This window comes from Roseicyclus marinus (genome assembly GCF_030163795.1).
Lineage (GTDB): Bacteria > Pseudomonadota > Alphaproteobacteria > Rhodobacterales > Rhodobacteraceae > Roseicyclus > Roseicyclus marinus.
Genome location: NZ_JASJOF010000003.1, coordinates 100,712 through 115,526, shown reverse-complemented (window position 1 = coordinate 115,526; position 14,815 = coordinate 100,712). Strand labels below are relative to the sequence as shown.

The window sequence follows — 14,815 nt, the reverse complement described above, 5'->3', positions numbered from 1 at the left end:
AAGGACAGCAGATGGATCTCCTCTCCACCACCGCCGCCGCCGAAACCGTGCCGCGCCGCGCCGCGCCCGACGCCGGGGTCAGCCGGATCACCTCGGATTTCGAGACATTCCTTCGCCTCCTGACCACGCAGATGCAGCATCAAGATCCGCTCAATCCGATGGATTCGACCGAATTCGCCAGCCAACTCGCGCAATTCTCCGGCGTCGAACAACAGGTGCGCACGAATGAATTGCTGACAGGTCTTCAGGCGGGCTTCGCCACGTTGGGGATGGGCCAGATCGGCGGCTGGATCGGGATGGAGGCGCAGGCCGACACGCCCATCCGCTTCACCGGCACGCCCATCACGCTCTCGGGCGATCCGCCTGCGCTGGCCGACCGGCGCGAACTCGTCGTCCGCGATGACCGTGGCGCCATCGTGCAACGCAGCCCCGTGCCCCTTGGCCCAGACAGGTTCGATTGGGATGGCCGTGATGCCGCGGGCAACCGTCTGCCCACCGGCACCTACAACCTCGGGCTCGAATACTGGTCGGGCGAATCCCTCCTGGACGAGCGTCCCGCCCTCATCCACGCCACCGTGCAAGAGGCGCGCCTGCGCGACGGGGAGGTCTGGCTGACGCTTCACGGCGGCCACAGCCTGCCCGCCACCGAGGTTCAGGGCCTGCGAAACCCCGGCTGACCCCGGCCGCGACCCGCGCTCAGATCAACGCCAAGACCGCGGCCACCGCCCCGCCGATCACAAGACCCGCCGCCGCGAAACCCACCCGCTCGGGCCAGGGGTTGCGCCGCTCCGGGCGCGGCGGGTTCGCCTGCGCCAGCAGCGCCTGCTCCGCCAATGCGGGCAAACGCGGCCCGAACCGCGACAGCACCCGCACCGTCTGCCACAGGTCGCGCAGCGCCGCCTTGGGCCCGACATGCTCGGTGATGTATTCCTCGACCACGGGCCGTGCGACCACCCAGATGTTGATATCGGGGTCCAGCGACCGCGCCACCCCCTCGACCACCACCATCGTCCGCTGCAGCAAGATCAGCTCGGTCCGCGTCTCCATCCCGAACCGTTCCGTGACCTCGAACAGATAGGCCAACAGCCGCGCCATCGAGATCCGGCTCGCATCCATGCCGAAAATCGGCTCGCCCACCGACCGCAGCGCCTGCGCGAATTCGTCGATGCTGCGATCCGCCGGAACGTATCCCGCCTCGAAATGCACCTCGGCCACGCGGCGGTAATCCTTGCGGATGAACCCCATCAGGATCTCGGCATAGACCCGGCGCGTATAGACATCGAGCCGCCCCATGATCCCGAAATCCAGCGCCACGACATCGCCATTGGCCGCCACCTTCAGGTTGCCCTGATGCATGTCGGCATGAAAGAACCCGTCGCGCAGCGCGTGGCGCAGGAACATCTGCAACACCCGCGCGCCCAACGCCTTCTTGTCATGGCCCGCCGCGTCGATCGCCGCCAGATCCGACAGCGTGATCCCCTCGACCCAGCCCAGCGTCATCATCCGCCGCGACGACAGGAACCATTCCACCTCCGGCACGACAAAACCTTCGTCGCGCCCCGTATTGGCGTGAAACTCCCCGCAGGCCGAGGCTTCGATCCGCAGGTCCAACTCCTGCATGACCACGCCCTCGAAATGCTCGATCACCGCGCGCGGCCTCAATCGGCGCGACGCGGGCGACAGCGTCTCGACTAGCCAGGCTATCAGGTAGAACGCGTCGATATCCTTGCGAAACGCCCGTTCGATGCCGGGCCGCAGGATTTTGACCGCCACCGCGCGCCCGTCACCCACCAACTGCGCCTTGTGCACCTGCGCAATCGATGCGGCCGCGACCGGCTCGGAAAACTCCGAAAACACGGTCTCCAGCGGCCGCTCCATCTCCTGTTCGACCACGCGCCGCGCTTCGGCCATGGCAAAGGGCGGCAGCTTGTCCTGCAGGACCTGCAATTCCAGCGCCATCTCGGGGCCGACCACATCGGGCCGCGTCGACAGGATCTGACCGAACTTGATGTAGGCAGGCCCCAACGCCGTCAGCGCGCGGGGCACCGGCGGCACGCTCGGATCGCCCCGCAATCCCAGCCATTTGAACGGCCAGCCCAAGATTCGCGCCGCCGCCCGGATCGGCGCAGGCGCGTCCACGGCTTCCAGCACGGCCTTCATCGCGCCCGTCCGTTCGAAGGTCGCGCCGGTCCTGACCAGCCGCCAGATGTTGTGCGGGCCCTTCACCTCAGATCTTCCACCCCGAATGCAGCGCGGCGATCCCCATCGACAGGTTGCGATAGCTCACCTGCTCGAACCCCGCGCTCCGGATCATCGCGGCGAATGTCTCCTGATCGGGGAACCGACGGATCGATTCGACGAGGTATTGGTAACTGTCCCTGTCCCCCGCGATCAGCTGCCCCATGCGCGGGATCACGTTGAAGGAATAAAGATCATACAGCTTTTGCAGCCCGTCATTGGGCAATTGGCTGAATTCCAGCACCATCAACCGCCCACCGGGGCGCAAAACGCGAAACGCCTCGGCCAGCGCTTGCGGGATGCGCGTCACGTTGCGGATGCCGAAACTGATCGTGTAGCGGTCAAACGTATTGTCGGGGAACGGCAGGGCCATCGCATCGCCCACGATCCACTCGAGCTTTTCGGCCATCTGCGCGGCTTCGGCGCGCTTTTGCCCCTCGATCAGCATCGATTCGGTCATGTCCAGAACCGTCGCGCTCGCCCCCGGCGCGCGCTTGAGGAACCGGAACGCGACATCGCCCGTGCCGCCCGCCACATCCAGCAGGCGCTGCCCGTCGCGCGGCGCCAGCCAATCCATCATCGCGTCTTTCCAGACGCGGTGGATGCCCACGCTCATCACGTCGTTCATGATGTCGTATTTCGAGGCGACATTGGTGAACACGCCATGGACCAGACCCGCCTTCTGGTCCTCGGCCACCTCTTGATAGCCGAAATGGGTCGTGGGCCCGTTCTTGTCCTCGGCCATCGGGGCTTGTCCTTCCGTATGTCCCGCCCTTGTTATAGGGCCTTCTCAGGGCGTTACACCCTCGCCCCGCTCAAAGGAAAGCCCGCTGTGCCCGAACTTCCAGAAGTCGAGACAGTCCGTCGCGGCCTTGCCCCCGTGCTCGAAGGCGCGCGGATCGCCCGCGCACAGGTCAATCGCCCCGATCTGCGCTGGCCCTTTCCGCCCCGCATGGCCGAGCGTCTGACCGGCGCGCGCATCGACCGGCTGGGCCGGCGGTCGAAATATCTTCTGGCTGATCTCGACACGGGCGAAACCCTGATCGTGCATCTGGGCATGTCGGGCCGCATGATCGTTTCAGCGCCCGATGCCGCGCTTGGGGGCGGGCGCGACATGCTCGCGCAATTCCACCATCTCCATCCCGCGCCCGAAAAACATGACCACGTGATCCTAGATACCGAGGCTGGCGCGCGCGTCACCTTCAACGATGCCCGCCGCTTCGGCGCGATGGACCTTTGCCCCACCGATGCGCTCGACCGCCATTGGCTGATCGCGGGGCTCGGCCCCGAACCGCTTGGCAATGCCTTCAACGAGGATCACCTGGTCGCCGCCTTCCGGGGCAAGCGCAGCCCGGTGAAATCCGCGCTTCTCGACCAGCGCATCGTCGCGGGCCTTGGCAACATCTACGTCTGCGAAGCGCTCTATCGCGCGGGGATCTCTCCCTTGCGCCATGCGGGCCGCATCGCCGCGCCCCGGGTGGCCGCCCTTGTCCCGATCATCCGCGAGGTTCTCTCGGAGGCGATCGAGGCGGGCGGTTCCTCCCTGCGCGATTACCGGCAGGCGGATGGCGAACTGGGATATTTCCAACACAATTTCCGCGTTTATGGCCGCGAGGGCGAAGCCTGCCAAACCCCTGGATGTGCAGGAATAATTCGCCGCACCGTGCAATCGGGCCGGTCCAGTTTCCATTGCGTCACCTGTCAAAGATAGCTTGAAACCCTTGGACGGGGTGCTAACCCTGCCGCTTCAAGCCCTCGTGGCACCCACATCCCGGAGAGCCGGACCATGGCCTATGAGACCCTGATCGTCGACATCGAGGATCACATCGCGCTCATCAAGCTCAACCGCCCCGATGCGCTGAACGCGCTCAACAGCACCCTTCTTGCCGAACTGGCAAAGGCGCTCAAATCGGCCGATGAAAACGACAAGGTGCGATGCATCGTCCTGACCGGATCGGAAAAGGCCTTCGCCGCCGGTGCCGACATCAAGGAAATGGCCGAAAAGACCTTCGTCGATGTCTATACCGAGGACATGTTCGGCACCGATGCCGAACAGATGCTGCGCACCCGCAAGCCGATCATCGCCGCCGTCGCGGGCTATGCCTTGGGCGGCGGCTGTGAATTGGCGATGATGTGCGATTTCATCATCGCCGCCGATACCGCGAAATTCGGCCAGCCCGAGATCAATCTGGGCGTTGTCGCGGGCATGGGCGGCACCCAGCGCCTGACCCGTTTCGTCGGCAAATCGAAATCCATGGACATGCACCTGACCGGCCGCTTCATGACCGCCGAAGAGGCCGAACGCTGCGGCCTCGTCTCCCGCGTGGTCCCCGCCAAGAAGCTGATGGAAGAGGCGATGGCCGCCGCCGCCAAGATCGCGGAAAAATCCATGCTGGCGACCTTGGCCGTGAAAGAGGCCGTGAACCGCAGCTACGAGACGACGCTGCGCGAGGGCCTGCTGTTCGAGCGTCGGCTGTTCCACAGCCTGTTCGCGACCGAGGACCAAAAGGAGGGGATGGCCGCCTTCCTCCAGAAACGCGAGCCGCAATTCCGCGACAAGTGAGGCGATGTGTTGACGGGGCGTTAGCAGTCCGCTCCCCCGTCAACCGTTCTTCAGGGAATGCGCGCGAAAATTAACCCCTCGGTAACGTCCCGGGGAAAATCTCAACACTTTCTCAACCTTCGGTAGGGTGCGCCTTCAGGCGCACCACACCCCCTGCACACCCCCTTTCATCCCCCCCTCACACCACGTAGTGCAACCGGTCGAACCGGGCCCGCATCGTCGCCGTCCGCGCCGCAACCGCGCCCGGATCATTGGCGTTCAGCCCTTCCGTGATCAGATCGGCCAGCGCCTCGACATCGCCCATGTCCACGCCCCAGCGCACCAATTCCGGTGTGCCGATTCTCAGCCCGTTCATGTCGCCTTGCACCTCGGCCACCGGCAAACCGATGCCACAGGCCAGAAAACCGGCCTTTCTCAAGGTCTTGGACGCGGCCTGCCCACCGCCGTACCCCGCCGCCAAAACCGCGAACTGGTGGCTGTCGGTCATGCCGCGCGACGTTTCGAACACCGGCACACCACGTGCCTTAAACGCCGCCGCCAAGGCCCGCGATACTTCGATCATCTTTTGCGCATAGGCCCGCCCATGCACCCGCCAATCCAGCAAGCTGACCGCCAATGCCGCCGATTTCGCCGCGTCGAAATTCGCCGTCATCCCCGGAAAAGCGATATGATCCAACCGCTTGGCCAATTCCGCGTCATTGGTGACGATCAACCCGCCCGCAGGTCCCCCAAGGCTTTTGTAGGTCGACATCGTCATCAGATGCGCCCCTTCGGCCAGCGGATCGGACCACGCCTTGCCCGCGATGATCCCGCATTGATGCGCCGCGTCGAACATCAGTTTCGCGCCCACGCTGTCGGCGATCTCGCGCACCGCGCGCACCGGATGCTCGAACAGGTTCAGCGACGCACCCAGCGTGATCAGCTTTGGCCGCTCGCGTTCGGCCATGTCCGCCAAGGCGTTGATATCGATCGAGTAATCATCCGCAGAGACGGGCGCCGGAACCGTCCGAAGGCCATAAAGCCCCGCACATCCCGCCCCGTGATGGGTGACATGCCCGCCCACCGAGGCGGGCGGCGCGATGATCGTATCGCCCGGCTTGCAGGTCGCCATGAAGGCAAAGAGATTCGCCATCGCCCCCGACGGCACCCGGATTTCCGCGAAACGCGCCCCGAAAACCTCCGCCGCCAGTTCGGCTGCGATCACCTCGATCTCTTCGATCGCCTCCAGCCCCATCTCGTACTTGTCGCCCGGATAGCCCAGCGACGGCCGCGTCCCGATCCCCGAAGCCAGCAAAGCTTCGGCGCGCGGGTTCATCACATTGGTAGCGGGGTTGAGGTTGAAGCAGTCCCTTTCGTGTATCTGCTTGTTTTTAAATGCCAAAGCTTCGATCCGCGCCACAAGGTCCGCAGCCTCCGCCGCTGCCGTCGTCGCGGCGATCCCTGCCACGCGATCTTCGCAAGGTGCGGGCACCCAGCCCCGTCGTTCCAGTTGCATCGCCGTCTCTCCCCTTGCGGTTGCGCGGCGATCCTGTCCTGCCCGCAAACCGCGTGCAAACGGGATTTGCATCTGGCGGCGATTCCCGCTAAGCGCCACGCCAGACATGCGTGTGAGGCCCGCCATTGGCCAGAGTCGCCCGGTAACGAACCCGGGGTCGGGATCTCCCGCGCAAGTGATATTGAACGCGACCCGACAGACGAAAGAGACACACCATGGCAAATACGCCCCAGTCCAAGAAACGCGCCCGCCAGGCTGAACGCCGCTATGCGGTGAACAAGGCGCGCCGCTCGCGCATCCGCACCTTCCTGCGCAAGGTCGAAGAAGCCATCGCCTCGGGCGATCAGGCCGCCGCCACCGAGGCGCTCAAGACCGCGCAGCCCGAACTGATGCGCGGCGTCACCAAGGGTGTGATGCACAAGAACACCGTCGCGCGGAAAATGTCGCGTTTGTCGTCGCGGGTTAAGGCGCTCAAGGTCTGATCCGAACCGACCTCTGCTGAAATGAAAGGCGCGTCCCGAACCGGGGCGCGCCTTTTTTTCAAGTGAAAATATCCTTGAGTCAGAAGCCCCTAAGCCGGTCCGGCAGATTCGCGACCCCTTCACATATCTGTCAAGATTGAAGAGTCGTTGCAGGCGCTGCGTGCCATCCGCTAGCTTGATCAGGCGATTCAGGCGCCTCGGGGGGCGGACTTGAGGGATAGTGTCGGTGGGTATGGCAGGCGGCCAGCGGGGCGGTAGTCCTGATGTCGTGTGTGATCCTTCCTTGTGACAGGTGAGTGGTGTGTTCTCTGGTTTCGCCGGAGGCTGCGTCACTCTTTTTCCTTCAAATCGATCCTTGGTGACCGGAATTCCGGCTCATGACAGACCGTGGCGCAGCTGACCCGATTGCTTGGGTCGGGTCCGTTGGGTGTTGTCCAGTCGGTGATCCGGCACGCATCCGTGGCAGGGGGAGGGACAGCCCCCGGAACCTGCGTTGCGACGTATGTGGTGGTGCGTGTGTGGGATCGACCGTGGTGTCGGCAACAAGAACGAGGATGGAACGAAAGATGACGCACGAGACGTGGGGGCAAGTCAGGGGCGAACTGCTCAAGTCTGTCGGGGAAAACAACTTTTCTGCCTGGATCGACCCGATTGTCTTTGATCGCCTCGATGCGCGCACGGCGCGCTTCCACGTTCCGACGAATTTTTTCAGCTCTTGGGTCTCGCAGAATTATGGCGATGTCATCCTGCGTCACCTGATCTCGGCCGGCGTCGGGGTCGACCGCGTCGAATTCGCGGTGGACAACGGCCTGCCGCGCCGCGCGGGCAACAGCAATGTCGCGCCCGCGCAGCCGGTCGAAACGCCTGTCGCGCGGCCTGCTGCCACCTTGAGGACCGGCACCGACGAATTGCCGGGCGCGACGCTCAACCCGCTTTATACCTTCGACAATTTCATCGTCGGCAAGCCCAACGAATTGGCCCATGCCGCCGCCCGCCGCGTGGCCGAGGGCCGCGACGTGACCTTCAACCCGCTCTTCCTCTATGGTGGCGTGGGCCTCGGCAAGACGCATCTGATGCATGCCATCGCCTGGGACTTGCGCGCCCGTTTCCCCGGCGCGCGGATCCTGTACCTGTCGGCCGAACAGTTCATGTACCGCTTTGTTCGCGCTCTGCGCGAGCAGGACACGATGACCTTCAAGCAGATCTTCCGGTCGGTCGATGTGCTGATGGTCGATGACGTGCAATTCATTGCAGGAAAGACCTCAACGCAGGAAGAATTCTTTCATACGTTCAATGCCTTGGTGGAAGAGGGCAAACAGATCATCATCTCGGGTGACCGCGCGCCCGTGGATATGGAGGAGCTGGACGCGCGCATCGCCTCGCGGCTGCAATGCGGCCTCGTCGTCGATCTGCACCCGACCGATTACGAATTGCGTCTGGGCGTGTTGCAGCACAAGGCCGAACAGGCCATGGCCCGCAACCCGCAGATCCGCATGGCCGAGGGTGTGCTGGAATTCATGGCGCTGCGCATCTCGACCAACATCCGCGTCGTCGAAGGTGCCCTGATCCGCCTGTTCGCCTTTGCCGATCTAGTACGCCGGGAGATCACCGTCGATCTGGTTCAGGATTGTCTTGCCGATATTCTCAAATCGACCGACCGCCGGGTGACGCTGGATCAGATCATCAAGACCTGCTGCGAATACTACAAGATCCGGCAAAACGACATCACCGGCACCAGCCGCGCGCGCGCCGTGGCGCGGCCCCGGCAGATGGCGATGTATCTTTCCAAGTCGCTGACCAGCCGCAGCTATCCCGAGATCGCCCGCAAGCTGGGTGGGCGCGACCACACCACGGTTCTTTACGGTGTGCGCAAGATCGAGGAATTGATGGCCATAGACAGCCAGATCGCCGAAGACGCCGAGATCCTGCGTCGGATGCTGGAAGCCTGAGGTCCGGGTCCTGTAACCGGGTGTTGGGGGCTTGACGCCCGCGGCCCGCACGGACACTCCTTGAAAAAAAACATTTGTGCTGACGGGGGACGCGGCTAGTGTCGCAGCCCCCGCATCTTGTCGGAGCAAGGGTCATGAAATTGTCGATCGAGCGCGCCACGCTGTTGCGCGCTGTCTCTCAGGCGCAGTCGGTCGTCGAGCGGCGCAACACCATTCCGATCCTTGCCAATGTCCTGATCGAAGCCGAGGGCGACACGGTCAGTTTCCGCGCCACCGATCTTGATATCGAGGTGGTGGACAAGGCCCCTGCAATGGTCGAACGCGCGGGCGCGACAACCGTCTCGGCTGTCACGCTGCATGAAATCGTGCGCAAACTGCCCGATGGTGCGCTGGTGACGCTGAGCGCGGATGCGGCTGCGGGGCGCCTGACGGTGCAGGCGGGGCGGTCGAATTTCCAGCTGGCAACCCTGCCCAAGGAAGATTTCCCGGTCATGACCTCGACCGAATATTCGGCGAATTTCGCGGCCCCTGCGCCCGTGCTGCGCCGCCTGTTCGACAAGTCGAAATTCGCCATCTCGACCGAAGAGACGCGGTACTACCTGAACGGCGTCTATTTCCACGTGGCCGAGGGCGAAACCGGCCCGGTGCTGCGCGCGGTCGCAACCGATGGTCACCGCCTTGCGCGCATCGACGCGACGCTGCCCGATGGCGCGGCGGGGATGCCGGGCGTGATCGTGCCGCGCAAGACCGTGGGCGAATTGCGCAAGCTTTTGGAGGATGACGAGGCGCAGATTGCCGTATCGGTCAGTGAGACAAAGATCCGGTTCGCAACGCCCGAGATCACCCTGACCTCCAAGGTCATCGACGGCACCTTCCCTGATTACGCGCGGGTCATTCCGACGGGCAACACCCGCAGGCTCGAGGTGGACGCCGCCGATTTCGCCAAGGCCGTGGACCGCGTTGCGACCGTCAGCTCGGAACGCTCGCGTGCGGTGAAGCTGGCGCTGGACGAGGATCGTCTGGTGCTGTCGGTCAACGCGCCCGATGCTGGCAATGCCGAGGAAGAACTGGCCGTGGCCTATGCCGACGACCGGCTGGAGATCGGGTTCAACGCGAAATACCTGCTGGAAATCGCAAGCCAGGTGGATCGGGAAAACGCGGTTTTCCTGTTCTCCTCGCCGGGCGAGCCGACCTTGATGCGCGAAGGCAATGACACGACGGCGATCTATGTCGTGATGCCGATGCGGGTGTGACCCCAGGCCTCGGTCAAGGTTTCAAAGCCTCCGGCGGGCATATTTTTGGAAAGATGAAGGAGAGGGGGCGATGAGCGCGGTTTTCGTCGCGGCCCTCACCCTTAACCATTTTCGCAGCCATCGCCGCGCGCGGTTGGACCTCGATGGGCGGCCCGTGGCGATCCACGGTCCGAACGGCGCAGGCAAGACGAACCTGGTCGAGGCGGTGTCCTTGCTCTCGCCCGGTCGCGGACTGCGCCGTGCCGCCGCCGAAGAGATCATCCGCCGCCCCGAAGCGCTGGGCTGGAAGGTGCAGGCCGAGATCGCGGGCGGACATCTGGGCCACGAGATCGAGCTGACCGCCGAACCGGGCCAGCCGCGCGCGACCCGCATCGACGGCAAGCCCAGCCCCCAGACCGCGCTGGCGCGGCTGCTCAGGATCGTCTGGCTGGTGCCCTCGCAGGATCGGCTCTGGATCGAGGGGGCGGACGGGCGGCGGCGGTTTCTCGACCGGATCGCGCTCAGTTTCACGCCCGATCATGCCGAGGCGGCGCTGGCCCATGAAAAGGCGATGCGCGAACGCAACCGCCTGCTCAAGGATCAGGTGAGCGATGCGCGCTGGTACATGGCGCTGGAACGGCAGATGGCCGAAAGCGCAACCATCCTGACGGCGAACCGGCGCGACGCCATTTCGCGCATCCTTGCCGCGCAGGAGGGGGCGGCGACCGCCTTTCCCGCCGCGCGGTTGACGCTGGAAACCGACGATCTGCCAACCGTCGAGGATCACGCTGCGGCCTTGGCCCAGAACCGGGATCGCGACATGGCGGCGGGCCGCACGCTTATCGGGCCGCACCGCGCCGATCTTGTGGCGATCTATGCAGACAAGGACATGCCCGCCGCGCAATGTTCGACGGGCGAGCAAAAGGCGCTTCTGATCTCGCTGATCCTTGCCAATGCCCGCGCGCTCAAGGCCGATACGGAGGCGGCGCCGCTTGTGCTGCTCGACGAGGTGGCGGCGCATCTGGATGCGGGCCGCCGCGCGGCGTTGTTCGACGAGATCTGCGCGCTGGGCGCGCAGGCGTGGATGACGGGGACGGGCCCCGAACTTTTCGTGGAACTGGGCGCGCGGGCGCAGTATGTGGCGGTCGCCGATACCGGCGGGGCCAGCGAGGCCCGGATCGAACCCGCGGGCCCTACGTGACCGTAACTATCGAACAACTTGCGCTTTATGCCGCCGCCATGGCGGGTCTTTGGGTCATTCCGGGCCCGGTCTGGGTCGCGCTTACGGCGCGTGCGCTCTCGGGCGGTATGGCGGGGGCTTGGCCCTTGGCCGTGGGTGTCGCGCTGGGAGACCTGATCTGGCCCTTGTGCGCGATCCTGGGACTGGCCTGGGTCTTGTCGCTGTACGGCGATGCGCTGGCCGTGATGCGCTGGATCGCGGCGGGGGTTTTCATCGGGATGGGCCTGATGTTGTTCCGCGCGCCCGCCAAGACGCCCGGCACCGACAGCCGCATGACGCGCCCCGGTCTTTGGGCCGGGTTTTCGGTCGGCGTCGCCGCCGTGATCGGCAATCCCAAGGCGATCTTGTTCTACATGGGCTTTCTGCCCGGTTTCTTCGACCTCACCCGGATCACCGCCCCCGACATCGCCGCGATTCTTGCGATTTCTGCCATTGTGCCGCTTTTGGGAAACCTTGGTTTGGCGCTGTTTCTGGATCGGGCGCGGCGGCTCTTGCAAAGCCCGCAGGCGATCCGCAGGCTCAACATCGGATCGGGCATCTTGCTGATCCTTGTGGGTGTGGCGATCCCCTTTGTCTGAGGGCGCAAGGGCTTCGGGGTGACCTGCGGTCGGACGCCTAAATCTTGTGTCTGCGACGTGACATTCCCCGCTGCGGGCGGTATACAAACGTCAAGCAAAACAGGCAGACCACCGCATGGCAGACAACGCCCCCGCGTCCAGTGATTATGGCGCAGATTCCATCAAGGTTCTCAAAGGCTTGGAGGCGGTGCGCAAGCGCCCCGGCATGTATATCGGCGATACCGATGACGGCTCGGGCCTGCATCATATGGTCTACGAGGTCGTGGACAACGGCATCGACGAGGCGCTGGCCGGTCACGCCGATTATGTCCATGTGACGCTGCATGCCGATGACAGCGTTTCCGTGCGCGACAACGGGCGCGGTATCCCCGTCGGGATCCACGAGGAAGAGGGCGTTTCCGCCGCCGAGGTCATCATGACCCAGCTCCATGCGGGCGGTAAATTCGACCAGAATTCCTACAAGGTTTCGGGCGGTCTGCACGGTGTGGGCGTGTCGGTGGTGAATGCGCTTTCCGACTGGCTGGACCTGCGTATCTGGCGCGACGGCAAGGAACATCACGCGAGGTTCGAACGCGGCGACACGGTCAAGCATCTGGAAGTCGTGGGCGACAGCGGCGGCGAGACGGGGACAGAGGTTCGGTTCCTTGCCTCGACCACGACCTTTTCGAACCTCGACTACAACTTCAAGACGCTGGAAAACCGGCTGCGCGAACTCGCCTTCCTCAATTCCGGCGTCAAGATCGTGCTGGAGGATCTGCGCCACGCCGAACCCGTGCGGGTCGAGATGATCTATGAGGGCGGCGTGCGCGAATTCGTGCGTTACCTCGACCGGTCCAAGACATCGGTGATGTCCGAGCCGATCTATGTCTCGGGCGAGCGCGACGGGATCGGCGTCGAGGTCGCGATGTGGTGGAACGATAGCTACAACGAGATGGTGCTGCCGTTTACCAACAACATCCCGCAGCGCGATGGCGGCACGCATATGGCGGGCTTTCGTGGTGCGCTGACGCGGTCGATCAACCTGTATGCGCAATCGTCCGGTATCGCCAAACGCGAGAAGGTGAATTTCACCGGGGATGACGCGCGCGAAGGTCTGACCTGCGTTCTTTCGGTCAAGGTGCCTGATCCGAAATTCTCCAGCCAGACCAAGGACAAGCTGGTTTCTTCCGAGGTGCGTCCTGCGGTCGAGAACCTGATGAACGAAAAGCTCGGTGAATGGTTCGAGGAGCATCCGCAAGAGGCGCGGGTGATCGTTGGCAAGATCATCGAAGCCGCGCTGGCGCGCGAGGCGGCACGCAAGGCCCGCGAACTGACCCGGCGCAAGACCGCGATGGATGTCGCCTCGCTCCCCGGCAAGCTGGCGGATTGCCAGGAGAAAGACCCGGCGAAATCCGAGCTGTTCCTCGTCGAGGGCGACAGCGCGGGCGGGTCGGCCAAACAGGGCCGGTCGCGCCACAACCAGGCGGTTCTGCCGCTCCGCGGCAAGATCCTGAACGTGGAACGCGCGCGGTTCGATCGGATGTTGGGCAGTCAGGAAATCGGCACGCTGATCACCGCGCTTGGCACCGGGATCGGGCGGGACGAATTCAACATCGACAAGCTGCGCTACCACAAGATCGTCATCATGACCGACGCAGACGTGGACGGCGCGCATATCCGGACGCTTCTGTTGACCTTCTTCTTCCGGCAGATGCCGCAGATCATCGAAGGCGGATACCTCTACATCGCGCAGCCGCCCCTTTACAAGGTCAGCCGCGGCAAGTCCGAGGTCTATCTCAAGGATCAGGCGGCCCTCGAGGATTACCTGATCGCGCAAGGGATCGAAGGCGCAGTGCTGCGCCTGCCGAATGGCGAAGAAATTGCGGGTGCAGATCTTACCCGCGTCGTCGATGGCGCGCGGCAGTTCCGGCGTATCCTCGACGCCTTCCCGACGCATTATCCGCGCCACATCATCGAACAGGCGGCCATCGCCGGAGCCTTTGATCCGGGCCGGGCGGATGCCGATCTGCAGCGGGTCGCCGATGACGTGGCCAAGCGGCTGGATCAGGTCGCGGTGGAATACGAACGCGGTTGGACCGGGCGCATCACGCAAGATCACGGCATCCGCCTGTCCCGCGTCCTGCGCGGCGTCGAAGAGATCCGCACGCTGGACGGCGCGGTGCTGCGTTCGGGCGAGGCGCGCAAGATCTCCGAAGTCAGCCGCGACAGCCGCGAGGTGTATCGCAACCCGGCGAAGCTGGGCCGCAAGGACCGCGAGCAGTTGATCCACGGGCCGTCGGAATTGCTGAACGCGATTCTTGACGAAGGCGCCAAGGGCCAGCAGATGCAGCGCTACAAGGGTCTGGGCGAGATGAACCCGAGCCAGTTGTGGGAAACCACGCTGGACCCCGAGGCGCGGACCCTTCTGCAGGTAAAGGTCGACGATCTGGCCGAAGCCGACGACATCTTCACCAAGCTGATGGGTGATGTGGTGGAGCCGCGGCGCGAGTTCATCCAAGCCAATGCGCTGAGCGTCGAGAATCTCGACTTCTAGGGCTGTCGCGCCCCCTCCGGGGCGCGCAGGCGGGCCGACACGGCGTTGATCTGGTCTTGCAACCGTCCAAGGCTTGCGGCGTCCAGACCTGTGCGCTCCAGCACGCAAGCCGGCACATGCGCGGCGCGCGCCTCCATCGCCCGCCCTTCGGCTGTCAGACTTACGCAAACCTGCCGTTCATCCTCCGGATTGCGGGAACGGGCCACGAGGCCCGCCGCCTCCATCCGTTTCAGCAGCGGCGTGAGGGTGCTTGAATCTAGGCCGATACGATGGCCGATGCCGCCCACGGTCAGCCCGTCTTTTTCCGTCCAGAGTGCCGTCAGCACGAGATATTGCGGATAGGTCAGCCCAAGCGGGTCGAGGAGCGGGCGGTAGACCTGCTGCATCGCCTGTGTCGCGGAATAGAGCGCGAAACAGAACATGTCTTCGGGGGCGAGTGTCATGTGACCCGAATACCTTGTGCACGATCTTTTCGCAAGAGATTGACCTATGGGATGCTGATGGA

13 protein-coding genes are annotated in these 14,815 nt (G+C 64.3%); 9 read left to right on the top strand and 4 right to left on the bottom strand.

Annotated elements, in window-relative coordinates; genetic code table 11:
• Positions 1-11 precede the first annotated feature (11 nt).
• The gene (locus tag QQK63_RS05620) at positions 12-677 is read left to right on the top strand and encodes a flagellar hook capping FlgD N-terminal domain-containing protein (protein ID WP_277825322.1); all 666 of its coding nucleotides are present in this window, start codon (positions 12-14) and stop codon (positions 675-677) included.
• A 19-nt stretch (positions 678-696) separates the two neighbouring features.
• On the opposite strand, the gene ubiB is transcribed toward QQK63_RS05620, so the two are convergent.
• Complete coding sequence (gene ubiB / locus QQK63_RS05615) at positions 697-2,226, bottom strand: 2-polyprenylphenol 6-hydroxylase (RefSeq protein ID WP_277825320.1); 1,530 nt, start codon at positions 2,224-2,226, stop codon at positions 697-699.
• A gap of 1 nt (position 2,227) precedes the next feature.
• The gene (gene ubiE / locus QQK63_RS05610) at positions 2,228-2,983 is read right to left on the bottom strand and encodes a bifunctional demethylmenaquinone methyltransferase/2-methoxy-6-polyprenyl-1,4-benzoquinol methylase UbiE (protein WP_277825318.1); all 756 of its coding nucleotides are present in this window, start codon (positions 2,981-2,983) and stop codon (positions 2,228-2,230) included.
• A gap of 87 nt (positions 2,984-3,070) precedes the next feature.
• On the opposite strand from ubiE, the gene mutM reads away from it, so the two are divergent.
• Positions 3,071-3,949, top strand: coding sequence for a bifunctional DNA-formamidopyrimidine glycosylase/DNA-(apurinic or apyrimidinic site) lyase (gene mutM, locus QQK63_RS05605; RefSeq protein ID WP_277825316.1), 879 nt, complete (start codon positions 3,071-3,073; stop codon positions 3,947-3,949).
• A 75-nt stretch (positions 3,950-4,024) separates the two neighbouring features.
• Entirely contained in the window at positions 4,025-4,801 is a 777-nt protein-coding gene (locus QQK63_RS05600) for an enoyl-CoA hydratase (RefSeq protein WP_277825314.1), read from the top strand.
• 178 nt (positions 4,802-4,979) lie between these two features.
• On the opposite strand, the gene glyA is transcribed toward QQK63_RS05600, so the two are convergent.
• A complete protein-coding gene (glyA, locus tag QQK63_RS05595; RefSeq protein ID WP_277825312.1) occupies positions 4,980-6,296 on the bottom strand; it encodes a serine hydroxymethyltransferase in 1,317 nt (438 codons plus the stop codon).
• A 215-nt stretch (positions 6,297-6,511) separates the two neighbouring features.
• On the opposite strand from glyA, the gene rpsT reads away from it, so the two are divergent.
• The 6 genes from rpsT (at position 6,512) to gyrB (ending at position 14,310) form a co-directional block, all read left to right on the top strand.
• Complete coding sequence (gene rpsT / locus QQK63_RS05590; RefSeq protein WP_277825310.1) at positions 6,512-6,778, top strand: 30S ribosomal protein S20; 267 nt, start codon at positions 6,512-6,514, stop codon at positions 6,776-6,778.
• A gap of 566 nt (positions 6,779-7,344) precedes the next feature.
• Positions 7,345-8,727 (top strand): chromosomal replication initiator protein DnaA, encoded by a 1,383-nt coding sequence (dnaA, locus tag QQK63_RS05585; RefSeq protein WP_277825308.1) that lies wholly within the window; start codon positions 7,345-7,347, stop codon positions 8,725-8,727.
• A gap of 134 nt (positions 8,728-8,861) precedes the next feature.
• Positions 8,862-9,980 carry a DNA polymerase III subunit beta gene (dnaN, locus tag QQK63_RS05580; protein WP_277825306.1) on the top strand — a complete coding sequence of 373 codons (1,119 nt, stop codon included), beginning with the start codon at positions 8,862-8,864 and terminating at the stop codon, positions 9,978-9,980.
• Between the two features lie 70 nt (positions 9,981-10,050).
• On the top strand, positions 10,051-11,160 hold the full coding sequence (recF, locus tag QQK63_RS05575; protein WP_277825304.1) for a DNA replication/repair protein RecF: 1,110 nt from the start codon (positions 10,051-10,053) through the stop codon (positions 11,158-11,160).
• The gene (locus tag QQK63_RS05570; RefSeq protein ID WP_277825302.1) at positions 11,157-11,777 is read left to right on the top strand and encodes a LysE family translocator; all 621 of its coding nucleotides are present in this window, start codon (positions 11,157-11,159) and stop codon (positions 11,775-11,777) included. The genes recF and QQK63_RS05570 overlap by 4 nt, the downstream gene beginning before the upstream one ends.
• Before the next feature lie 115 nt (positions 11,778-11,892).
• The gene (gene gyrB / locus QQK63_RS05565; protein WP_277825300.1) at positions 11,893-14,310 is read left to right on the top strand and encodes a DNA topoisomerase (ATP-hydrolyzing) subunit B; all 2,418 of its coding nucleotides are present in this window, start codon (positions 11,893-11,895) and stop codon (positions 14,308-14,310) included.
• Here gyrB and QQK63_RS05560 read toward each other — a convergent pair.
• Positions 14,307-14,753, bottom strand: coding sequence for a MarR family winged helix-turn-helix transcriptional regulator (locus QQK63_RS05560; protein ID WP_277825298.1), 447 nt, complete (start codon positions 14,751-14,753; stop codon positions 14,307-14,309). The two genes, gyrB and QQK63_RS05560, sit on opposite strands and share 4 nt — an antisense overlap.
• Between the last annotated feature and the right edge of the window lie 62 nt (positions 14,754-14,815).